Genomic DNA, 18,564 nt, shown 5'->3' with positions numbered 1-18,564 from the left:
GATTAATTACAAATTAAACACATGATCCCTTAAGCCCAGTTTCAGTATTTGTAGTACAACACTACAAATACTGAAGCTAATTATGAGCTATTGTAATTTTCTCGCACTTAAAAGTATGGTTTTACATTAATTAAATAACTTAAATAAAATCTAGATAGATTTACTGTAATAAAAAATAAAGTGAGTTGAAACTATGTTTATTTTAAAACTTAATAACTGGAAAAAAATTTATAGTATCTATTTTTACGAAAGAAAATCAAATATAAGAAAATTATTCGATGATTGGGGACTAAGTGTTTCGTTAAAACGATTAAAATTTTGGTTTATAATGTTGGCTGTCATACTATTTTCTTTAATTTTTATATTGTCTTTCTACTTCAAAGACAACTTTAATAAAACCAATGTGTTCTCGTTTTCTTTATTATTATTAATTGCAAATATAATGTTCCAAGCCTTGTCCTTTTACAATAATAATAAAGTTTATTTTTTATTAGATACAAACAAAACGCTTTTTCAGAGCAAGGAATTTAGAATATTAAGGTTGCTATCAAGATTTTTAGAAACAAGCGTTAAGAGTACCCTATTCTATTGGATTTTATTATTTTTCCCGTTTTATTTAGGTATTTTAAAAAGCTATGAACCTGCTGGGATATTTGCATTAGTTATAGCCACTTTTATATACTTCTTAATTAGTCTATTTATAAATTTTTTATTTAGCTTTTTTATTTTTCTATTTTCGAAATTGTTTCAATCTTTAATCGTAAGCAATATACTAAATTTTGTATTGTATATCTTCTCATGTATTTTTCTTTTTCTATTACCATTTACTTTATTAAGTAAAATATTAAAGCAAGAAGAATCACTAGTTAAATTCCAAGTTATCGTTGAGGGATCTTTTTTCCACACATATAATTTAAACCACCATTTAAAAATAAATGAAAATTTTATATTACCTTTAATATCAATCTTAATATTAGGATTAATATCAAACTTATTAATGTTAACCGTATGGTACTACACTCTACACAAAATAGATTTACTGCCTTACATGAACAATAAAGCTAGTTTCAAACCTAATTATAAAAGAAGTCCATTTGTTAAAAACAGATACCCTTTCTTTGTGAAAGATTATATCTATCTTACAAGGCTTAATGAATGGTGGTGTGAACATCTAGGGAGGACATTTGCTGTTTTAGCATTAATCTCTGGAATATCTATTCCTCTTATTAAAATATTTTTGTCGTCTTCATCAGCTTTATATTTCGTTTCAATTACTATTTTATTTTCTATATATATATATCAAATAGTCGGGGATTCCCTCAGGATTTTACTTGCTGTAGATCATGAGACTAAAAATATGCAACTATTCATTAATCGTAAAGTTACACTGTGGGAAATAGTGAGTGAAAAATTAAAAATATACCATATATTTGTTCTTACTGTTACCTTATTAATGATCATCTTATCCATATTTTTAATAGATGTTAATCCCTATCGCATACTATTAATTATATGCATTTCCTATACGTTTGGAATACTGTGCGGTATAGTTCAAATTGCTACTACAGCTTTGTTTCCTAAGAAAAATTGGGAGCATTTTTATGAGATAGGTGATTCTAAGAAAGCAGCTTTTTATAATGATACACTTAACACAATTCTTATAATTGTATATTCCTTTATTCCTATAAGCATCTATTTTACGGAAGAGCATTTTAAAACATCATTTGAACCAATGGCTATATCTATAACAATAATTTTAATTTTCATTACATTCTTAGTGTATAAAATCACCAAATTATACTTGTTGAAATTTGATTTAAAGGAGATTGTTTTTAACAATGATTGAAGCTATAAATATTAAAAAAAACTTTGGGAAAAAGAAAGTACTGCAAAATATCTCTTTTAGAATAAATAACGGTACTATATATGGGATTGTTGGAACTAATGGAGTAGGAAAAACGACATTGTTAAAGATTATTTCAGGGATGACAAAGCCATCAGAAGGATATATAAAGATTAGTAATAATAATGAATCCTCTTCGGGGAATTCTAAGATTGGATTCGTTCCAGATACCACGGCGTTATATAACTATCTAACAGGGGAAGAATATCTTTATTTTGCAGCAAGCATCTTAGGATTATCGAAAGAACAAAGTACTACTATGATAAGCAAATTACTTCATGACTTTAATTTATTTCACTCAAAAGATCAATTGATATCTAACTACTCTAATGGAATGAAACAAAAAATATCAATAGCTGCTGCTCTTATCTCCCATCCAGACATTCTTTTATTAGATGAGCCACTTACTGGTGTCGATATGATAAGTTCTAATATTATTAAAGACCATTTGAAAAATCTTTGTTCCGAGGGAAAAACAGTAATTCTTACTACACATATGTTAGAGCTAGCACACAATATTTGTCATAAAATAGGTATATTGCATGAGGGCATATTGGTTACAGAATTTGATGTTAAAGATTTTAGTATCAAAGAATTAGAAATCAAAATAAAGGATATTTATATAAATGAGGTTAATAAAGAAATTAATTACTAGTTCTCAAAAGGATTCGTTTCTCTTTCTAATTTCTCTTTTATGCTTAATTTTAGGTTTAATTTTAGGGTTCTTATTTAATCTTAAACAATCTGACATAACTACTCAAGAAGTCTATATACCTGATAGCGCAATAAAATTATTTACTAATAATATATCTGCTATGGGTAACATAGCTATAGGTTTTTTTTCTTTCGGTATCATTTCCATAATCTTATTAATATCAAATGGTGTATTTATAGGACTTACAGTCAGTGAGAAACTTTCTAGTGGTACGAGTATATTGGAAATTATAATCAAGATTCTTCCACATGGAATATTTGAGATACCAGCTATAATAGCGAGTGGAGTTATTGGATTAAAGAGTATGCAACTTCTTATCAGGATATTATTTTCAGAAAAGAAATTCAGTGAAGAATTTGTAACTATGGTAAAAGACATTTTTGTTTTACTAATAGTAGTCATCTTTCTAACAATAACCTCTTCTATTATAGAAATCTATATCACACCTTAACATATTACAGGAGGTTCATAATGAATAAGAAAATTTTGAGTTTCACAGAAACAATTTTATTTTTATTAGGTTTAATCCTTGTTTTTTTTACAGGTTTCTCTTCTATAGGACTAATACTAATAACAATCTCTATAGGTATAACGTGTATTCAATTAGCTGACTCACTTAGCAATAAAGCATTAAAAATTTTCGCCTATTTGATACCTGTAATATTAATAATTACAGTTATTGCATTTATATATTAAGGATATATATATTAAAAATCTATAAGAGGGTGTTACAATAATGAAAAACAATTCCATTAAAACAAAGACAATCTTGTTCAATTTTTTAATTATTTTATCCTTAGTCTCTCTTTTTCAGATAAGTATCTTTAAATACTTAAATAACTTGTTGACTTCCTCAAGTGAAAATTTATCAGGGCTACCTGTTTTAACAATATTAATAATAGTATTATTACTAAACCTTCTAGCAATTACCATAAGTATTCTTATTTCTAGCTTAATAGCGTACTTTTTCGGTATAATTTTCGATGCTAATGCTACAAAAAAAACGTTTATTTATATTTTAAGTGCAGCTAATATAATCATTTATTTAATTAATATACCGTTATCTATTTTTAATTTTTTAAATAATAATCCCACTAAAATAATACTTTTAAATAACCCTTTGTATTTATTTTTAAATCCATTAATATATATATCCATATATGTGCTATACAAGCTACTGAAACAATATACACAACTGTCTCAACGAGTATTAATTGTATATTGTGTGTGTTTCTATTTATTAAAAATTGCAGGAGTAGCTGTTTCTCAACTTCAAGGATTATAATTATCCCAGATTACGAAAGTAAAATAGTAATTTAGGGCTTGCTGAATAAGCAAAAATTCCAGATTTGACAAGGATTTTGGCTACTTTTGTCGAATATAAAGTGTAAGGATTTCAAAGGAAACACGTAAAAAACCTTGCACTTGGAGGCTGTTACGATGTACAAAAAGACCGAACATCAATTAACTTTTGTAGATGATTTTTTTCTACCATTCGGTGGAAAATTAAATAAAGAAAATCGCTGGGTCCGTCTTGCTGAAATGATTCCTTGGTGGATGGCCGAAGAAAAGTATGCCAAGTCCTTCAAGAAGAAATTCAAAGGCGAAAAGGCTTATTCTGTCAGAATCGCTCTTGGGGCTCTTTATATCAAAGAACGGCTTGGGCTGTCTGACCGGGAAACAGTCGAACAGATCACAGAAAACCCGTATCTTCAGTATTTTATCGGCTTGCCTGAATTCCAGGAAAAAGCCCCATTCGACCATTCTCTGATGACTCGTTTTAGAAAACGTTTGGGCGCAAATATCATCAACGAACTGAATGAATGGATCGTTCTGGAAGAACAAAAACGCCAATTGGAAGAAGCATCTAAGGAAAACGACAACAATGATGATCAGGATCACGACGATGACGATCATGATGATGAAGATCGTAATGATCATGATCATGATCGTGGCGATCTTCAGCCTTCCGGTTCCGATTCAGAAAAGCATTCAACTGAATCGGCTTCTCCCAAAACGAAGAACAGAGGAAAGCTCATTTTGGACGCAACCTGTGCACCGGCTGATATTGCTTACCCTACAGACCTCGGGTTGTTGAACGAAGCCCGTGAGAAATTGGAACATATCATTGATGTCCTGCATGAACCACACAAAGGGAAATTACGTAAGCCACGGACCTACAGAAAAAGAGCCCGCAAGGACTATCTTTCTGTCGCTAAGCAACGTAAAGCTGGCGCCCGGAAAATCCGGAAAGCTGTAGGCAAACAGCTCGGATATGTGAAACGAGATCTGGAGATCATTAAAAATCTTGTTTCCCAAAGCTCTCTGTCTCTTTTAAGCAAAGATGAATACAGGCAACTTCTCGTGATTCATGAACTTTACCGCCAACAGGCAGAAATGTACAAAAAGAAAACACACCGGGTTGACCACCGGATTGTAAGCATTTCCCAGCCACATGTCCGTCCAATTGTGCGCGGCAAGGCAAAAGCGAACGTGGAGTTCGGTTCAAAAGTCGCCATCAGTGTCGTAGATGGTTATGCCTTGATTGAGCACCTCGACTGGGAAAATTACAATGAAGGGACCACTCTCAAGGAATCTGTTGAAAACTACTACAACCGGTTCGGATTTTATCCGGAAGCGATCTTGGCAGATAAAATTTACCGAAACCGTAATAATCTGGCATACTGCAAATCTCTTGGCATTCGTCTGAGTGGGCCAAGGTTAGGACGCCCATCCAGAACGGAAGACAAAACCTTGGAACGCGTCGCAAGGCAGGATGCCTCTGAACGTAATGCCGTTGAAGGCAAATTTGGCGAAGGCAAGCGCAAGTATGGGCTGGGCCTTATTCGAGCACGCCTTCAGGAGACCAGCGAAACAGTAGTAGCCCTTCAATTCCTCATACTGAATCTGGAGCGCAAGCTCAGGGTTCTTTTTTTGAAATTTTTACACAACACTATTTTATATTTTGATAATCGGAATTTGGCTTGTATCTGACCAAATTTGATTCGTTCAGCAAGCCCTAAATATGGTGGCAGTTATTTTTGGTCTCCTCGCACTTTGCATATCGTTAATAACAGCCGTCATTGCCGTTATCGATTTTAAAAAGTAGATTTCCATAGTTGCGTTTTAAGCCACATTTATTAACAAGAAATAAAAACATATTTATGAACGAGGTTTTATTATGAATGAAGAGACAGCTAACGGGAAGAAAAATCTCATTATTGCTTTGATTATTATTGCCGCCCTTTTTGGAGTGCTGTGCTTGGTAATTGTTTTAAGGACGAATGCAAGTTTAAAAAGCGAACCCCATTACGAGCAATATGTGGTCAAATATACTCCGGCGTTAGTTGAAACAGGGAAGGTTTCAGCAAAGCAGACACAAAATTTGCAAATACCGGATGGTACAGTACAAAAAGTAAATGTACGGAACGGTGATGAAGTGAAAAAAGGGGATGTTCTCTTAACAACCCATAATATCGAAATCATAGAGAAGATTACTGAGGTGAAACAGAGTATTTTAAAAATGCAGCGCGACTTAGCGGTTCAAAAACAAAACATTGCTTATCTTAAAAAGAAATTATCAGCAGTACACCAAGAAGAGAATAAAGAGGAGCTAAATCTTGAAATTGCAAGAGATCAGAATACCTATCGAGATACAGAAGCTGGTTTGCAAAATCAACAGGATCAATTAAATCAGCTGGAGAATAGAGTGGAGGGCAGATTAAAAGCACCGTTTGATGGTGTGATGAGTATTTCCACTAATAATAGCGGCCAATCGCAATACAGCATCAGCTCGGATGCTTTAGAGGTCCAGTCGAGTGTTTCCGAATATGACTATGACAAGTTGCGTGTAGGGAGTAAAGTGGTTATTAAGGCCTTGGCAAACGGGAAGAGGCAGACCACAACCATTCAGTTTATTTCCAAAATACCCTCAAAAACCGCTACTAAGAAAGGCTTTTCAATGTATGACTTCACGGTCGATGTGGATCGCTGCTTTATGGCAGGCCAAAGCGTGCAAATCACAATACCACAAAAGCAAATAAAGCTTCCGAGCAAAGCCATTATAAAAAAGAATGGTCAAACGGCCGTTTATTTAGTCGTAAATGGAAAAGCACGTTTTCGCACTGTGGCAGTAGAGAAACAGAACGGTTTCTACACCCTCAAAAGCGGATTGCACCCCGGCGATCGTATTGTGGCTGATCCGGACAAACGACTAAAAGATGGAGCGAAGGTGAACTGATTGATTCGATTAGAACGGCTCAACAAGTATTATCATCAAGGAGATGAAAAAATTCATGTGCTGAAGGATATTTCTTTGGAAATTAATCAAGGAGAGTTCGTGGCAATTATGGGGCCGTCGGGTTCGGGCAAATCAACGCTCATTAATATCATTGGCTTTCTTGATAATCAATTTGAGGGTGAATACTTGTTTAAGAGGAATTCGGTAATTGGCAAGTCATCAAAAGACTATGCAAAGTTGCGAAATCAAAACGTGGGCTTCGTTTTCCAAAATTTTAAACTGATTGCGAATTTAACGGTTGCTGAGAATGTTGGTTTACCGTTGCTTTATGCCGGATACCGCCGAAAGGACATCGGCGAACGAGTGAATAATGTATTGCAAAGTGTGCATTTAAAAGGAATTGCTAAAAAGTTGCCGTCCCAGCTGTCGGGCGGCCAGCAACAGCGTGTTGCCATTGCCCGCGCCCTTATATCCAAGCCAAGTTTCTTACTGGCCGATGAGCCCACAGGCGCACTTGACAGGCATACTTCGCAAGAGATTTTAAAACTGTTCCTTGACTTAAATCAAAAATTACGATCCACCATTATTATGGTTACGCACGATTACCAAGTTGCCAGCCAGAGCCAGCGTATGATTCAAATTATGGATGGCCGGATTGAAAGCGATAGGAGCGTCAGCAAATGAGGGCAGCCGAACTGTTTTTTACTGCAATACGTTCGCTTTTGGCGAATCGAAGGCGAAGTATTTTAACAATGTTGGGCATCGTTATCGGCATTGCCTCGGTGATTACGATTATTTCCTTAGGTAAAGGCGTTGAGAAAGCAACTCTTAAAAATTTACAGGCGTCCAATTCGGGCAAGCAGTCAACTGTCGTGGAATATCATGCTGACGATTTGAACGCGGCCGAATCTGGTTTTAATGAGTCGGATCTATCGTTATTAAATTCCGCCGGGGCAAGCTTCGGACTGGCAGAGGCTCATATTATTAACGATGACAATGGGACAGTCGATGTCCAGGCTTCGCTAAATGGTAGCGAACAAAACGTAACAGTAAAGCTTCTTAAACGTTCTTCTTCGGAACAAGAGATTTCTGCTGGCCATAATATCTCTCAAAATAATATCACATTCGCTGATCCTGTTGCTTTAATTTCAAAAAAACTGGCGGCTTCTATTTACATTCAACCCAATCGTGCTTTAGATACGGCTGTCATCGTGAATGGGATTAGCTACCATGTTATCGGAGTCTTTGAAAATGCCGATGATTTTCATGATATAATGATTCCCAAAAACGTTTATGAGAAAAGTAATATCAGCAACGTAGGAAATAAATTAAAACTGGTCTTCAATCGCGGGGAGAACGTCAGTAAACAAACAAAAAAAATCGTCAGCCTGCTCAACAAGCAGGGCAGCCATCATTTGCAGGGAAGCTATGAGCATATAGAAATGGGGTCAATCTTGAAAGGCATTGGATCAGTCATTAACAGTTTAACCTACTTCATTAGCGCAATTGCCGGGATTTCGCTGTTTATTGCTGGGATTGGTGTAATGAACATGATGTATATTTCTGTCTCTGAGCGTACCCGGGAAATTGGCATTCGTCTCGCTATCGGCGCAACCCCAAAGAATATCTTATTCCAGTTCCTTTTGGAAGCGGTGTTGTTGACGGGAATAGGCGGCTTGATTGGTTTTGGGATAGGTGGTGGACTCGCGTGGCTTATTTCGCTCTTCTTACCTTTCCGTGCCGTGATCGGTGTAGGAAGCTTTTTACTCGCTTTTTGCGTCTCTACCTTTGTCGGCATTCTATTTGGCATATTGCCGGCTAAAAATGCAGCCAATAAGAACTTGATCGATATTTTGCGTTAGGATGTTGATTGGAAGAATACAGTGGTCTAAACAATGATGAATGTGCAAAGTAAAATGTCCTAACCGGACCCCTTCTTCGAACGAAGTGGCCATGCGTGCCCTTTCGCGTATTTTTTCCCGGGCAGGCTAAGCCACTTTTTCACAAGAAAGACAAGGTTTGTCCGCCAAATGTTACTTGGAAAAATGGGCTGAAAAAAATAAAAAAATTTTTGAAATGAAGGTTGACAATTTTTATTTTCAGCATTAAGATAATAATCAATCAATGAAACATTTTTCAGGCGATGAAGAAGAAGAGTAACCTGTGTGGATTCCAAAGAGAGCCGGTGGGTGGTGTGAACCGGTGATGACGTGCAGGCGAATGGGCTTCCGAGCTTCCAAACCGAAACGATTCCGGAGTAGGCTTTGGCGAATGCCTTATCGTTACAAAAGGCAGGTATTACGGTTTTTCCCTGATACCGTCAAAGCCGGGCTGATCAAGCCAATAAAGGTGGCACCGCGGGTTCCCCGTCCTTTACATGGATTGGGAACCCTTTTTGCGTTCCGTTAAAAATCTCATAAAAGAAAATCGCTGAGTAAGAAGAGTATGCAAATGGCAAGCGTCCCAGAGAGCCGGCGCAGGTGGGAGCCCGGCACGATCCGCCTTTGCAGAATGGGCTTACGAGAGGTTTCCTGAACTTGTGCAGTAGGGAAACACGGCTTCCCCCGTTACCGGGATAGGGTATAAAGAGTGGCTTGCTCCGTACCCGAATAAGCGGAAAGGTTTTAAATCCTTTCAAGAGAGGTGGCACCGCGTTGGAAAACGTCCTCTGTCCTGCAGCATACAGCTGCGGGCAGAGGACGTTTTTTTTATTTAGCCGGGACCCGGGATCTGTGATCGGAACCCGCCTGTTAAGCGAAGGATATACAGCCGGTGCAGAGGTGAAGAGCCGGAGCGCGAAAGACGGCCTGCTAGTTACCATTTCAATAAAAAAGGAGTGCGGACGGATGCAATACAAAATCGTTAAGCTAAATGGCGATGTGTTAACGCCGGTCATGATTTTTACGAGACTGAGAGGAAAATGCAAGTTTTTGTTCGAAAGTTCGCTGCAAAATGACAGCAACGGCCGGTTTTCTTTTATCGGGGCTGATCCGGTAAAAGCGTTCATCGGGCGGGATAATGAACTGGAGGTGATTGACCGGATGACGGGGCGGCGTGAAATAAAAAAAGGTAAGCCGCTCGATCTTGTCAAAGGCCTGTTGCCGCGTCTTAATATCCAGCTTCCCTTTCCGTTTTACGGCGGGGCGGTCGGCTATATCGGCTATGACGCCATCCGCCAGTATGAAGAAATCGGCCATGTACCGGAAGATGAAACAGGAATCCCGGATCTGCATTTGATGCTGTACCAAAACATAGCTGTTTACGACCATAAAAGCCAGACCGTCTACCTTGTTTCAACCGGGGAAGACGGGGAGGCAATAGAAAAAAATCTTGCGGCAATGGAAAAAGCGATCTGCCGGCAGACAAGCGCAGAACCATTTGTCGACCATGGCCCGGTTGACTTTGCCCCCGCCATTCAAAAGCAGGCATTTATGAAGATGGTCGAAACCGCAAAACAGCATATCGAAAACGGGGACATTTTCCAGGTTGTCCTGTCACAGCGCATGAAAGGGACGCTTTCGCAAGATCCGTTCTATTTTTACCGGAAGTTAAGGAAAGCGAACCCGTCCCCGTATATGTTTTATCTCGACTTCGGCGGTTATGTCGTTCTTGGGGCATCGCCGGAAAGTTTGATCAAAACGAAGGGGCGTGTGGTATATACGAATCCGATTGCGGGAACACGCCCGCGCGCCAATGCCCCGGAAGAAGATGAGCGCCTTGAAAGCGAGCTTTTACACGATGAGAAAGAACTCGCTGAACATAAAATGCTCGTTGATCTGAGCCGGAACGACCTCGGCCGGGTGTGCGAGCCCGGAAGCATCCGGGTGCAAAAATACATGGAAGTTGAGCGGTTCCAGCATGTGATGCATATCGTTTCGGAAGTGCGGGGGAAATTGCGGGACGGTTTTAGCGGAATTGACGCGCTCATCTCCTGTCTTCCGGCCGGCACGGTATCAGGCGCGCCGAAAATCCGCGCGATGCAGATTATCAACAGCCTGGAAAGCCTGAAGCGCGGCATGTACGCGGGCGCGGTCGGCTATATCAATCTGAACGGCGACATTGATTTTGCACTCGCCATCCGCTCGCTCCTGATTAAAGACAACACCGCTTATTTGCAGTCGGGCGCGGGCATTGTGTACGATTCCGATCCGGAAAAAGAGTATGAAGAAACGCTCAACAAGGCGAGATCGATTCTGGAGGTACAGACGCATGATTTTATTGCTCGATAACTATGACTCTTTTACTTACAACTTGTATCAGTATTTATGCGAACTTGGGGAGGAAGTAAAGGTGTTCCGCAATGACCGGATCACCGTGGATGAAATCAGAAGGCTCAAGCCGGAAGCCATTGTCCTCTCGCCAGGGCCCGGCGTGCCGGAAAATGCCGGCATTTCCATTGAAACCGTCAAAACATTTTACCGGCAAATCCCGCTGCTCGGCGTCTGCCTCGGCCATCAGGCAATTGCCGCAGCGTTCGGGGCAGGGATCACAAAAGCAAAAGAAATCAAACATGGCAAAACTTCCCTTGTACGCCATGGCGGGAAAGGAATTTTCAGCGGCCTGCCGGATCCGGTCGAAGTGATGCGCTACCACTCGCTTGTCATGGACCGGACAAAGATCCCGGAAGTCCTGGAAGTGGTTGCCGAATCTCTTGATGACGGCGAAATCATGGCCATTCAACATCAATCCGCCCCATGCTTCGGCGTCCAGTTTCATCCCGAGTCGATCGGGACGGAAACCGGCAAACAGATGCTTGAAAATTTTTTACGCGAAATCAGAAAGGATGAGAAAGTTGAAACCGTATCTTGAAAAAATTTTGGCACAAGAAGGGCTGACGTTTGAAGAAATGCGGGAAGCATCCCGCGCACTGTTTTCAGATGAAGTGACAGAAGGGGAGATGGGCGCATTTTTGGCCGTCTTGAAAAGCAAAGGCGAAACGGCGGAAGAAATTGCCGGGCTGGTCGAAGTGATCCGTGAAAAAGCCGTGCCGGTTCCGTGCAGCGTTTCTGGACTTATGGACAACTGCGGGACGGGCGGGGACGGCAGCCACAGTTTTAACATCAGCTCGACTTCCGCGTTTGTGCTGGCGGCAAGCGGCGTGAAGGTCGCCAAACATGGCAACCGCAGCGTCTCAAGCCAGACCGGGAGCGCCGATGTCCTTGAAAAACTCGGGATTTCCTTGTCTTTCCCGGCGGAAGAAATTGAAGGCTTGCTGAGAGAAATCGGCATCGTCTTCCTGTTTGCCCCGAAAGTCCATCCGGCCCTTGGAAAAATGATGAAAATCCGGAAAGATTTGCGGATTCCGACGATTTTTAACCTGATCGGCCCGCTCACAAACCCGATGAACCTGGAAACACAACTGCTTGGGCTTTACCGGCGCGATATGCTCAGGACAATGGCAGAAGTACTCGGCCGCCTTGGCAGAAAACGCGCGCTCGTTGTCAATGGCGCCGGCTATCTTGATGAAGCATCTTTATCGGGGGAAAACCATTTTGCGCTGCTCGACGGCGGGAAAATTACCACGTTTACGCTGACGCCGGAACAAGTCGGTTTGCCGTATTACCCGCTTGAAGCGATCCACGGCGGCGATGCGCAAAAAAACAGCGATATTTTGCTGTCAGTATTAAAGGGGGAAAAAGGTGCTTATCGTGATACGGTGCTCTTCAATGCCGGGCTTGCGCTCTTTGCTGCAGGGCGGGCAGAGACGGTAAAAGAAGGGATCCAGATTGCGGAGCAGGCAATCGAATCGGGCGCGGCACTTGAAAAACTGCACGCGCTCATTGAAGCGAGCCGGAAACTCACGCAGGAGGCGATTTAAATGGCATTTTTAGAAAAGATTTTAGCCGAAAAAGAAAAAGAAGTGGCCCGTATCAAAGCTGCAGGAAAGGCTTTTGCCCCAAACGCGCGCAAAGCCCCTTCTCTTTATGAAACATTTATGCACGCCGAAAAAACAAGCATCATTGCTGAAATCAAACGGGCCTCCCCATCAAAAGGGGATATCCGAACGGGCGTGGATCCCATCCGGCAGGCGCTTGCCTACGAAAAAGCAGGCGCCGGCGCCATTTCCGTTTTAACGGATGAAGCCTTTTTTAAAGGGTCGGTGGAAGATTTGAAAGCCGTAAGCGATGCAGTCCGGATTCCGGTTCTCTGCAAAGATTTTATTATCGACGAAATCCAGATCGACCGGGCAAAAGCATATGGTGCAAGCGTAATTCTCCTGATCGCAGCGGCTCTTTCCCCCGAAAGGCTCCGTCAGCTGTACGATTATGCCCTGGGCGCCGGCCTTGAAGTGCTGCTTGAAGTGCACAATGAAGCGGAACTGGAAACCGCTGTGGAAACAGGGGCCCGGATTATCGGCATCAACAACCGCAATTTAAAGACGTTTGACGTTGATCTCGGCGTTGCCAAAAAGCTCGCGCCAAAAATCTCAAATCCGGATGTGCTTGTGATTAGTGAAAGCGGCATCCGCACCCGGAAAGATGTCGTTCGCGCTGAACATGCCGGGGCAAAAGGGATTTTAGTCGGGGAAACGCTGATGCGTGCAAACGACCCGGAAACGGCAATAAAAAGACTGACCGGTCTCCCGGAGAAACGGAAAGTCAAGGTTTGCGGCATTCGCACGCTTGAAGCGGCCCGAGCGGCTGTCTCTGCAGGGGCGGACATGATCGGCTTTGTATTTGCCGAAAGCAAACGGAAGATTACACCGGAAAAAGCAGCACAGATTGCAGAAGCGTTGCCGGATTCTATCGAAAAAGTGGGCGTATTCGTCAATGAATCGCCTGAAAAAATGGCGGAAATTGCAGAGCGGGCCGGGCTCGATTACCTGCAGCTGCACGGTGATGAAACAGCAGAAGACGTCGCGCAAATCCCTTATCCGGTAATCAAGGCTTTCCCGGTAAGGACAGATGCTGATCTCGAAGCGATACACGATTACCGGTGCGATCTGGTGCTTTTGGACAGCGCCGGCGGAAAATATCGCGGCGGTAACGGAAAGGCGTTTGACTGGGAATTGGCAAAGGCGCTATCGGATGAGCGGGCGGTGGTGCTTGCCGGCGGGCTCACACCGGAAAATGTCGAAGCCGCGATTCTTTCCGCCCGGCCGCATATCGTCGACGTTTCAAGCGGGGTGGAGACAAACGGGGAAAAAGACCCGGATAAAATCAAAACCTTTGTGCAAGCAGCAAGAAAAGTATTTCAAAAATTAGAGGAGCGTGACGATAATGCAAACATACAAACTGCCTGATACAAACGGCCGTTTCGGGACTTTCGGGGGGAGATTCGTCCCGGAAACCTTGATGCCAGCTGTTAAAGAACTCGAGCAAGCTTATCGTGAAGCCATGAACGATCCGGCTTTTCATGCGGAATTGGAGAAACTGCTGAAGCAATATGTCGGTCGTGAAACCCCGCTTTATTTTGCAGAAAACTTAACAAAGCTTGGCGGCGGCCCGAAAATTTTCCTGAAACGCGAAGATTTGAATCATACGGGGGCACATAAAATCAACAACACAGTCGGCCAGGCGCTGCTTACGCTTAGAATGAGAAAAAAGAAAGTCGTTGCCGAAACGGGCGCCGGCCAGCACGGAGTGGCAACAGCAACTGTGTGCGCGCTGCTCGGCCTTGAATGCATAATTTTTATGGGGGAAGAAGATATCCGCCGGCAAAAGCTCAATGTATTCAGAATGGAATTGCTCGGTGCAAAGGTCAAAAGTGTGGCGCAGGGCAGCGGCACATTGAAGGATGCGGTCAACGAGGCACTCCGCTACTGGGTTGCCCATGTGGAAGACACGCACTACATTATGGGTTCAGCAGTCGGCCCGCATCCGTTTCCGCAAATTGTCCGCGATTTCCAAAGTGTGATTGGGAAAGAAACGAAAAAACAGATTGTAGAACAGACAGGCAAACTTCCCGATGCAGTTGTCGCCTGTGTCGGCGGCGGCAGCAATTCGATCGGCATGTTTTATCCGTTTGTGGAAGATAAGTCCGTAAAATTGTTCGGCGTGGAAGCGGGCGGCGCCGGCCTTGGAACAGGAAAGCACGCGGCGTCTTTAAGCGACGGCAAACTCGGCGTGCTTCACGGCATGAAAACATATCTGCTGCAAAATGACGACGGGCAAATCCAGGAAGCTTATTCGGTATCGGCCGGGCTTGATTATCCAGGAGTCGGGCCGGAACACAGCTATTTAAAAGAAACGGGCCGGGTTACGTATACGTCCGTGAACGATGAAGAAGCGTTGGATGCATTCCGGCTGCTTTCGAGGACAGAAGGCATTATCCCGGCACTGGAAAGCGCACATGCCATCAGTTTTGCGCTGAAACTGGCAAAAACAATGGGAAAAGACGAAACGATCGCCGTTTGCCTGTCAGGACGTGGAGACAAAGATGTAGAAGCAGTCAGCCACTTGCTTGGAGGGGAAAACAATGGGTGAAATTTCGGCACTGGAAAGTACACATGGCACCAGTTTTGCGCTGCAATCGGCAAAAACGATTGCTGCTAGCCTCTTGGAGCGCAGGGACAAAGATGAAGGAGCGGTCAGCCGCTTGTTTGGAATAGGTGAAATTCCGGCCCTGGAAAGCACACATGGTAGCAGTTTTGCGCTGCAATCGGCAAAAACGATTGCTGCTAGCCTCTTGGAGCGCAGGGACAAAGATGGAGGAGCGGTCAGCCGCTTGTTTGGAATAGGTAACATTCCGGCCCTGGAAAGCATACATGGTAGCAGTTTTGCGCTGAAACCGGCAAAAATGGTCGCTGCTAGCCTCTTGGAGCGCAGGGACAAAGATGAAGGAGCGGTCAGCCGCTTGTTTGGAGGGGAAAACAATGGGTAAACAAAAATTGGAAGCACAGTTTGAAACGGTTCTTGCACGCGGTGATCAAGCGTTTGTCCCTTATATTATGGCAGGGGACGGCGGAATGGAAGAGACGGAGAAAAGGCTTGCGTTTTTAGAAGCTTGCGGGGCAACGGCAATTGAACTTGGCATTCCGTTTTCCGACCCGGTCGCAGACGGCCCGGTCATCCAGGCGGCAGGACTCCGCGCTTTTAAGGCAGGTACGACAATGAAAAAAGTGCTGGACCATTTAAAAGCCCATCCAAGGCAAGTTCCGATTATTCTCATGACGTATTTCAACCCGGTTTTTGCCTACGGGCTGGAAAAATTTGCAGCAGACTGCGCGAATGCCGGTGTTGACGGACTGATTATTCCAGATTTGCCCATCGAGGAAGAAGAGGAAATTGCCGGAGAACTGGCAAAATGCGGCCTGGCGCTCATCCGGCTGGCTGCCATTACAAGCCCGAAAGACCGGCTTGAGGAAATCGCCTCCCGTTCAGATGGGTTTCTGTATGCTGTCACGGTCACCGGTACAACCGGCACCCGTACAAATTTTCACGACAATATCGAGGATTACCTGGATTTCTTATCAAGCATCAGCCGGGTGCCTGTTCTTGCCGGCTTTGGCGTTTCCAGCCCGGAGCAGGTCCGCCGTTTAACCCGTTACTGCAGCGGCGTGGTGGCCGGGAGCAAAATCATCGAGCTCTTCCAGCACGGGGAAACGGAAAAAATCCGCGCGCTTGTGGAAAGCGCAAAGCAACAAGCAGCACCAAACCAGCTGTAAAAATGCCTGTACGCACGCGCCGAAACGGTTTACGCACACGGTCGTCCGTGCTCCAGTTGAGTTTCCACAGGGTTATACACATCTTGAACTGGTAAAGAAAAGGGATTTTTCTGGTTATCCACAATATCCACATTTTATACACAAAAAATGTGCACAAATTTATGCACATCAAATCATATTGGGAATAAAGGTATTGAAAGGTTTATGCACATCATCCACAAAAAACGGGAGCCTCATGGAAAGGCCTCCCGTTTTATTTTACCGACTGTTTTTCGCTCTTTTTGCCGCAGCGTCGGAACGGGCTTGTGCTTCCAAATCTTCCCCATCTGCGAGTTCCCTCGAATATTCAATGTCTTTCCCGTCTATTTTCATGTTCTTCGGTACTTGCGGCAATGTTGCTTTATTTTTATCGCGTGTTTTATGCTGATGTCCGCGGCCCATTTAAAAAACCCCTTTCAAGCAGTTTGCGGTTGCCCCCGCAAAACTACTTTTTGCGTAAAAGGTTTTTCTTAAACAGGTAATTATTTGCGTCCGCTGTCCGTGTATCCTCCGGCCCGGTCGGCTTTTTTAAATTCACGCTGGTAAGTCACTTCCTGCATGCTTCTTAATGTGCTTTTCGTCTGAACTTTTTTATCTTTCGGCATTCGTAAAACCTCCTTTTTGGATTATTGTTCCCGGTCATACCGCTTTCTACACTTTCAATGGTAAAATAGACAAGGGAGGTATGCATGTGCCGGTCATTACAAAAATCTCAGTTCAAAAAAACAATAAAGAACGTTACAATATTTTTCTTGATGGACAGTACCGGTTCAGTGTTGATGAAGAAGTGCTGGCACGGTACCAGCTTTTAAAAGGGAAGGAATTGGATGAGCTTGATATTGAAGCGATCCTTGCCGAAGATGATATCCGGAAAGGCGTTAATACTGCCATCCATTTTCTTTCCTATCGGATGCGGTCGGAAAAAGAAGTGCGTGATGATTTGATAAAAAAGGAATTTGCACCGGAAGTCATCCGGAGTGTCATATCAAAGCTTTATGAAATGCAGTATCTGGATGATGCGGAATTTGCCGCAAGTTTTGTACGAACACAAATGAACACAACACATAAAGGGCCTGTTGTTATTAGAAGGGAACTCCAGCAAAAAGGCATTGCACCAGAGCTTGTGAAAAAGGCGCTTGAAATTTTTGATGCGGATCAGCAAGTGGAACACGCCCTTGCCCTTGCGGAAAAACTGTCCAGGCAGCATGCCCGGTTGTCAGAGAAGCTTTTAAAGCAAAAAGTGGAGCAGGGGCTTGTCGTAAAAGGTTATCCACCTGAAGTGATTTCCGCTGCGATGGCGGCGCTTCATATTGAAAAGGATGAAGAAGCGGAGTGGGAAGCCCTTCTTCAGCACGCTGAAAAAGCAAAGCGCAAATACGGTAGACTTTCGGGATATGCATACAGGCAAAAAATGAAGCAGTTTTTATACCGGAAAGGGTTCCCGGTTGATTTAATAGACCGCTACTTGCGAGAAGAGGAGGATGGAGATGGAAAAAAGATACAGTGAAATGAGCGAGTATGAGTTAAAGCAGGAAATTGCACAATTGACGGAAAAAGCGCGCAAGGCCGAACAACTTGGTATTGTGAATGAGTTTGCCGTGCTTGAGCGGAAAATTGCGATGGCAAAGTCGTATTTGCTGGACCCGGCTTCTTTTCAAAAAGGGGAAATTTATGAAATTGAAGGAGACCCCGGCGTCTATTTTAAAATTGATTATATTGACGGCGTCTTTGCCTGGGGTTACCGGGTTAGCGGGGGCAAACCGATCGAAGCCCTCCCGATTTCGATGCTGAAACCGGTGGATTGAATGAAAGTTAGGACGGATTTGTCGCGGGTTGACATGTTTTTTATAGGGGTTCAAAAGGGGTGCACGTTGCCAGTCGGAATGTCTTTTATAGGGCTCAAAAGGACAAAAGTGGTGCACGATGCTGGTTGAAATGTCTTTTACAAAGGTGCAAAAGGACAAAAGGGGACACGTTGCCGGTTGAAATGTCTTTTACAAGGGTTCAAAAGGACAAAAGGGGGCATGTGGCCGGTTGAAATGTCTTTTATAGAGGTTCAA

At 43.0% G+C, this 18,564-nt stretch carries 19 protein-coding genes and 2 other annotated features; of the genes, 17 read left to right on the top strand and 2 right to left on the bottom strand.

The window, feature by feature from the left end; all coding sequences use genetic code 11:
- Positions 1-193 precede the first annotated feature (193 nt).
- The 15 genes from NST70_RS12975 to trpA all read left to right on the top strand — a co-directional run bounded on the left by NST70_RS12975 (position 194) and on the right by trpA (position 16,465).
- Positions 194-1,846 (top strand): hypothetical protein, encoded by a 1,653-nt coding sequence (locus NST70_RS12975; protein ID WP_061577742.1) that lies wholly within the window; start codon positions 194-196, stop codon positions 1,844-1,846.
- Positions 1,839-2,558: an ABC transporter ATP-binding protein gene (locus NST70_RS12970; protein WP_061577743.1), complete on the top strand. Its 720-nt coding sequence runs from the start codon at positions 1,839-1,841 to the stop codon at positions 2,556-2,558. The genes NST70_RS12975 and NST70_RS12970 overlap by 8 nt, the downstream gene beginning before the upstream one ends.
- Positions 2,530-3,069, top strand: a complete 540-nt coding sequence (locus tag NST70_RS12965) for a stage II sporulation protein M (protein WP_061577744.1) — start codon at positions 2,530-2,532, stop codon at positions 3,067-3,069. The genes NST70_RS12970 and NST70_RS12965 overlap by 29 nt, the downstream gene beginning before the upstream one ends.
- 20 nt (positions 3,070-3,089) lie before the next feature.
- A complete protein-coding gene (locus NST70_RS12960; RefSeq protein WP_061577745.1) occupies positions 3,090-3,314 on the top strand; it encodes a hypothetical protein in 225 nt (74 codons plus the stop codon).
- Between the two features lie 744 nt (positions 3,315-4,058).
- Positions 4,059-5,612, top strand: a complete 1,554-nt coding sequence (locus tag NST70_RS12955) for an IS5 family transposase (protein ID WP_265114716.1) — start codon at positions 4,059-4,061, stop codon at positions 5,610-5,612.
- A 187-nt stretch (positions 5,613-5,799) separates the two neighbouring features.
- Positions 5,800-6,858 carry a biotin/lipoyl-binding protein gene (locus tag NST70_RS12950; RefSeq protein ID WP_342475246.1) on the top strand — a complete coding sequence of 353 codons (1,059 nt, stop codon included), beginning with the start codon at positions 5,800-5,802 and terminating at the stop codon, positions 6,856-6,858.
- Positions 6,859-7,542 (top strand): ABC transporter ATP-binding protein, encoded by a 684-nt coding sequence (locus tag NST70_RS12945; protein WP_061577815.1) that lies wholly within the window; start codon positions 6,859-6,861, stop codon positions 7,540-7,542. It abuts the gene before it with no gap.
- A complete protein-coding gene (locus NST70_RS12940) occupies positions 7,539-8,720 on the top strand; it encodes an FtsX-like permease family protein (RefSeq protein ID WP_315958678.1) in 1,182 nt (393 codons plus the stop codon). The genes NST70_RS12945 and NST70_RS12940 overlap by 4 nt, the downstream gene beginning before the upstream one ends.
- Positions 8,721-8,992: 272 nt before the next feature.
- Positions 8,993-9,235: a binding site (T-box leader), on the top strand.
- A 44-nt stretch (positions 9,236-9,279) separates the two neighbouring features.
- Positions 9,280-9,530 (top strand) — a binding site (T-box leader).
- A 174-nt stretch (positions 9,531-9,704) separates the two neighbouring features.
- A complete protein-coding gene (gene trpE, locus NST70_RS12935; RefSeq protein WP_342475244.1) occupies positions 9,705-11,087 on the top strand; it encodes an anthranilate synthase component I in 1,383 nt (460 codons plus the stop codon).
- Entirely contained in the window at positions 11,068-11,667 is a 600-nt protein-coding gene (locus NST70_RS12930; protein WP_342475242.1) for an aminodeoxychorismate/anthranilate synthase component II, read from the top strand. Before trpE ends, NST70_RS12930 begins: the two co-directional genes overlap by 20 nt.
- The gene (gene trpD, locus NST70_RS12925) at positions 11,651-12,676 is read left to right on the top strand and encodes an anthranilate phosphoribosyltransferase (protein WP_342475240.1); all 1,026 of its coding nucleotides are present in this window, start codon (positions 11,651-11,653) and stop codon (positions 12,674-12,676) included. Before NST70_RS12930 ends, trpD begins: the two co-directional genes overlap by 17 nt.
- On the top strand, positions 12,677-14,101 hold the full coding sequence (gene trpCF / locus NST70_RS12920; protein WP_342475238.1) for a bifunctional indole-3-glycerol-phosphate synthase TrpC/phosphoribosylanthranilate isomerase TrpF: 1,425 nt from the start codon (positions 12,677-12,679) through the stop codon (positions 14,099-14,101).
- Positions 14,079-15,284, top strand: a complete 1,206-nt coding sequence (gene trpB / locus NST70_RS12915; protein WP_071452051.1) for a tryptophan synthase subunit beta — start codon at positions 14,079-14,081, stop codon at positions 15,282-15,284. Before trpCF ends, trpB begins: the two co-directional genes overlap by 23 nt.
- Complete coding sequence (locus NST70_RS12910) at positions 15,277-15,681, top strand: hypothetical protein (protein ID WP_328229590.1); 405 nt, start codon at positions 15,277-15,279, stop codon at positions 15,679-15,681. The genes trpB and NST70_RS12910 overlap by 8 nt, the downstream gene beginning before the upstream one ends.
- Positions 15,674-16,465: a tryptophan synthase subunit alpha gene (gene trpA, locus NST70_RS12905; RefSeq protein ID WP_014097355.1), complete on the top strand. Its 792-nt coding sequence runs from the start codon at positions 15,674-15,676 to the stop codon at positions 16,463-16,465. The genes NST70_RS12910 and trpA overlap by 8 nt, the downstream gene beginning before the upstream one ends.
- A gap of 258 nt (positions 16,466-16,723) precedes the next feature.
- Here the strand turns inward: trpA and NST70_RS12900 are convergent, their stop codons facing one another.
- Together NST70_RS12900 and NST70_RS12895 are read right to left on the bottom strand one after the other, a co-directional pair.
- Positions 16,724-16,906, bottom strand: coding sequence for a YfhD family protein (locus NST70_RS12900; protein WP_017551419.1), 183 nt, complete (start codon positions 16,904-16,906; stop codon positions 16,724-16,726).
- Positions 16,907-16,986: 80 nt separating this feature from the next.
- Positions 16,987-17,109: a YfhE family protein gene (locus NST70_RS12895; RefSeq protein ID WP_014097357.1), complete on the bottom strand. Its 123-nt coding sequence runs from the start codon at positions 17,107-17,109 to the stop codon at positions 16,987-16,989.
- Between the two features lie 86 nt (positions 17,110-17,195).
- Here NST70_RS12895 and recX point away from each other — a divergent pair, with 86 nt between their 5' ends.
- Both recX and NST70_RS12885 read left to right on the top strand, forming a co-directional pair.
- Positions 17,196-18,011, top strand: a complete 816-nt coding sequence (gene recX, locus NST70_RS12890; RefSeq protein WP_026684896.1) for a recombination regulator RecX — start codon at positions 17,196-17,198, stop codon at positions 18,009-18,011.
- Positions 17,992-18,309 carry a YfhH family protein gene (locus NST70_RS12885; protein ID WP_014097359.1) on the top strand — a complete coding sequence of 106 codons (318 nt, stop codon included), beginning with the start codon at positions 17,992-17,994 and terminating at the stop codon, positions 18,307-18,309. The genes recX and NST70_RS12885 overlap by 20 nt, the downstream gene beginning before the upstream one ends.
- Positions 18,310-18,564: the final 255 nt, after the last annotated feature.

It is taken from the genome of Weizmannia sp. FSL K6-0777, assembly GCF_038593185.1.
In the GTDB taxonomy this organism is placed as follows: Bacteria; Bacillota; Bacilli; order Bacillales; family Bacillaceae_C; genus Weizmannia; species Weizmannia faecalis.
Note: the sequence above shows the minus strand (reverse complement) of the source record. Positions and strands in the feature narration are given on the sequence as shown.

Excerpts from the sequence above, each read along its gene's own strand:
- NST70_RS12975 (WP_061577742.1), top strand. The coding sequence starts at position 194 with ATGTTTATTTTAAAACTTAATAACTGGAAAAAAATTTATAGTATCTAT.
- NST70_RS12970 (WP_061577743.1), top strand. The coding sequence starts at position 1,839 with ATGATTGAAGCTATAAATATTAAAAAAAACTTTGGGAAAAAGAAAGTA.
- NST70_RS12965 (WP_061577744.1), top strand. The coding sequence starts at position 2,530 with ATGAGGTTAATAAAGAAATTAATTACTAGTTCTCAAAAGGATTCGTTT.
- NST70_RS12960 (WP_061577745.1), top strand. The coding sequence starts at position 3,090 with ATGAATAAGAAAATTTTGAGTTTCACAGAAACAATTTTATTTTTATTA.
- NST70_RS12955 (WP_265114716.1), top strand. The coding sequence starts at position 4,059 with ATGTACAAAAAGACCGAACATCAATTAACTTTTGTAGATGATTTTTTT.
- NST70_RS12950 (WP_342475246.1), top strand. The coding sequence starts at position 5,800 with ATGAATGAAGAGACAGCTAACGGGAAGAAAAATCTCATTATTGCTTTG.
- NST70_RS12940 (WP_315958678.1), top strand. The coding sequence starts at position 7,539 with ATGAGGGCAGCCGAACTGTTTTTTACTGCAATACGTTCGCTTTTGGCG.
- trpE (WP_342475244.1), top strand. The coding sequence starts at position 9,705 with ATGCAATACAAAATCGTTAAGCTAAATGGCGATGTGTTAACGCCGGTC.
- NST70_RS12930 (WP_342475242.1), top strand. The coding sequence starts at position 11,068 with ATGATTTTATTGCTCGATAACTATGACTCTTTTACTTACAACTTGTAT.
- trpCF (WP_342475238.1), top strand. The coding sequence starts at position 12,677 with ATGGCATTTTTAGAAAAGATTTTAGCCGAAAAAGAAAAAGAAGTGGCC.
- trpB (WP_071452051.1), top strand. The coding sequence starts at position 14,079 with ATGCAAACATACAAACTGCCTGATACAAACGGCCGTTTCGGGACTTTC.
- NST70_RS12910 (WP_328229590.1), top strand. The coding sequence starts at position 15,277 with ATGGGTGAAATTTCGGCACTGGAAAGTACACATGGCACCAGTTTTGCG.
- trpA (WP_014097355.1), top strand. The coding sequence starts at position 15,674 with ATGGGTAAACAAAAATTGGAAGCACAGTTTGAAACGGTTCTTGCACGC.
- NST70_RS12900 (WP_017551419.1), bottom strand. The coding sequence starts at position 16,906 with ATGGGCCGCGGACATCAGCATAAAACACGCGATAAAAATAAAGCAACA.
- NST70_RS12895 (WP_014097357.1), bottom strand. The coding sequence starts at position 17,109 with ATGCCGAAAGATAAAAAAGTTCAGACGAAAAGCACATTAAGAAGCATG.
- NST70_RS12885 (WP_014097359.1), top strand. The coding sequence starts at position 17,992 with ATGGAAAAAAGATACAGTGAAATGAGCGAGTATGAGTTAAAGCAGGAA.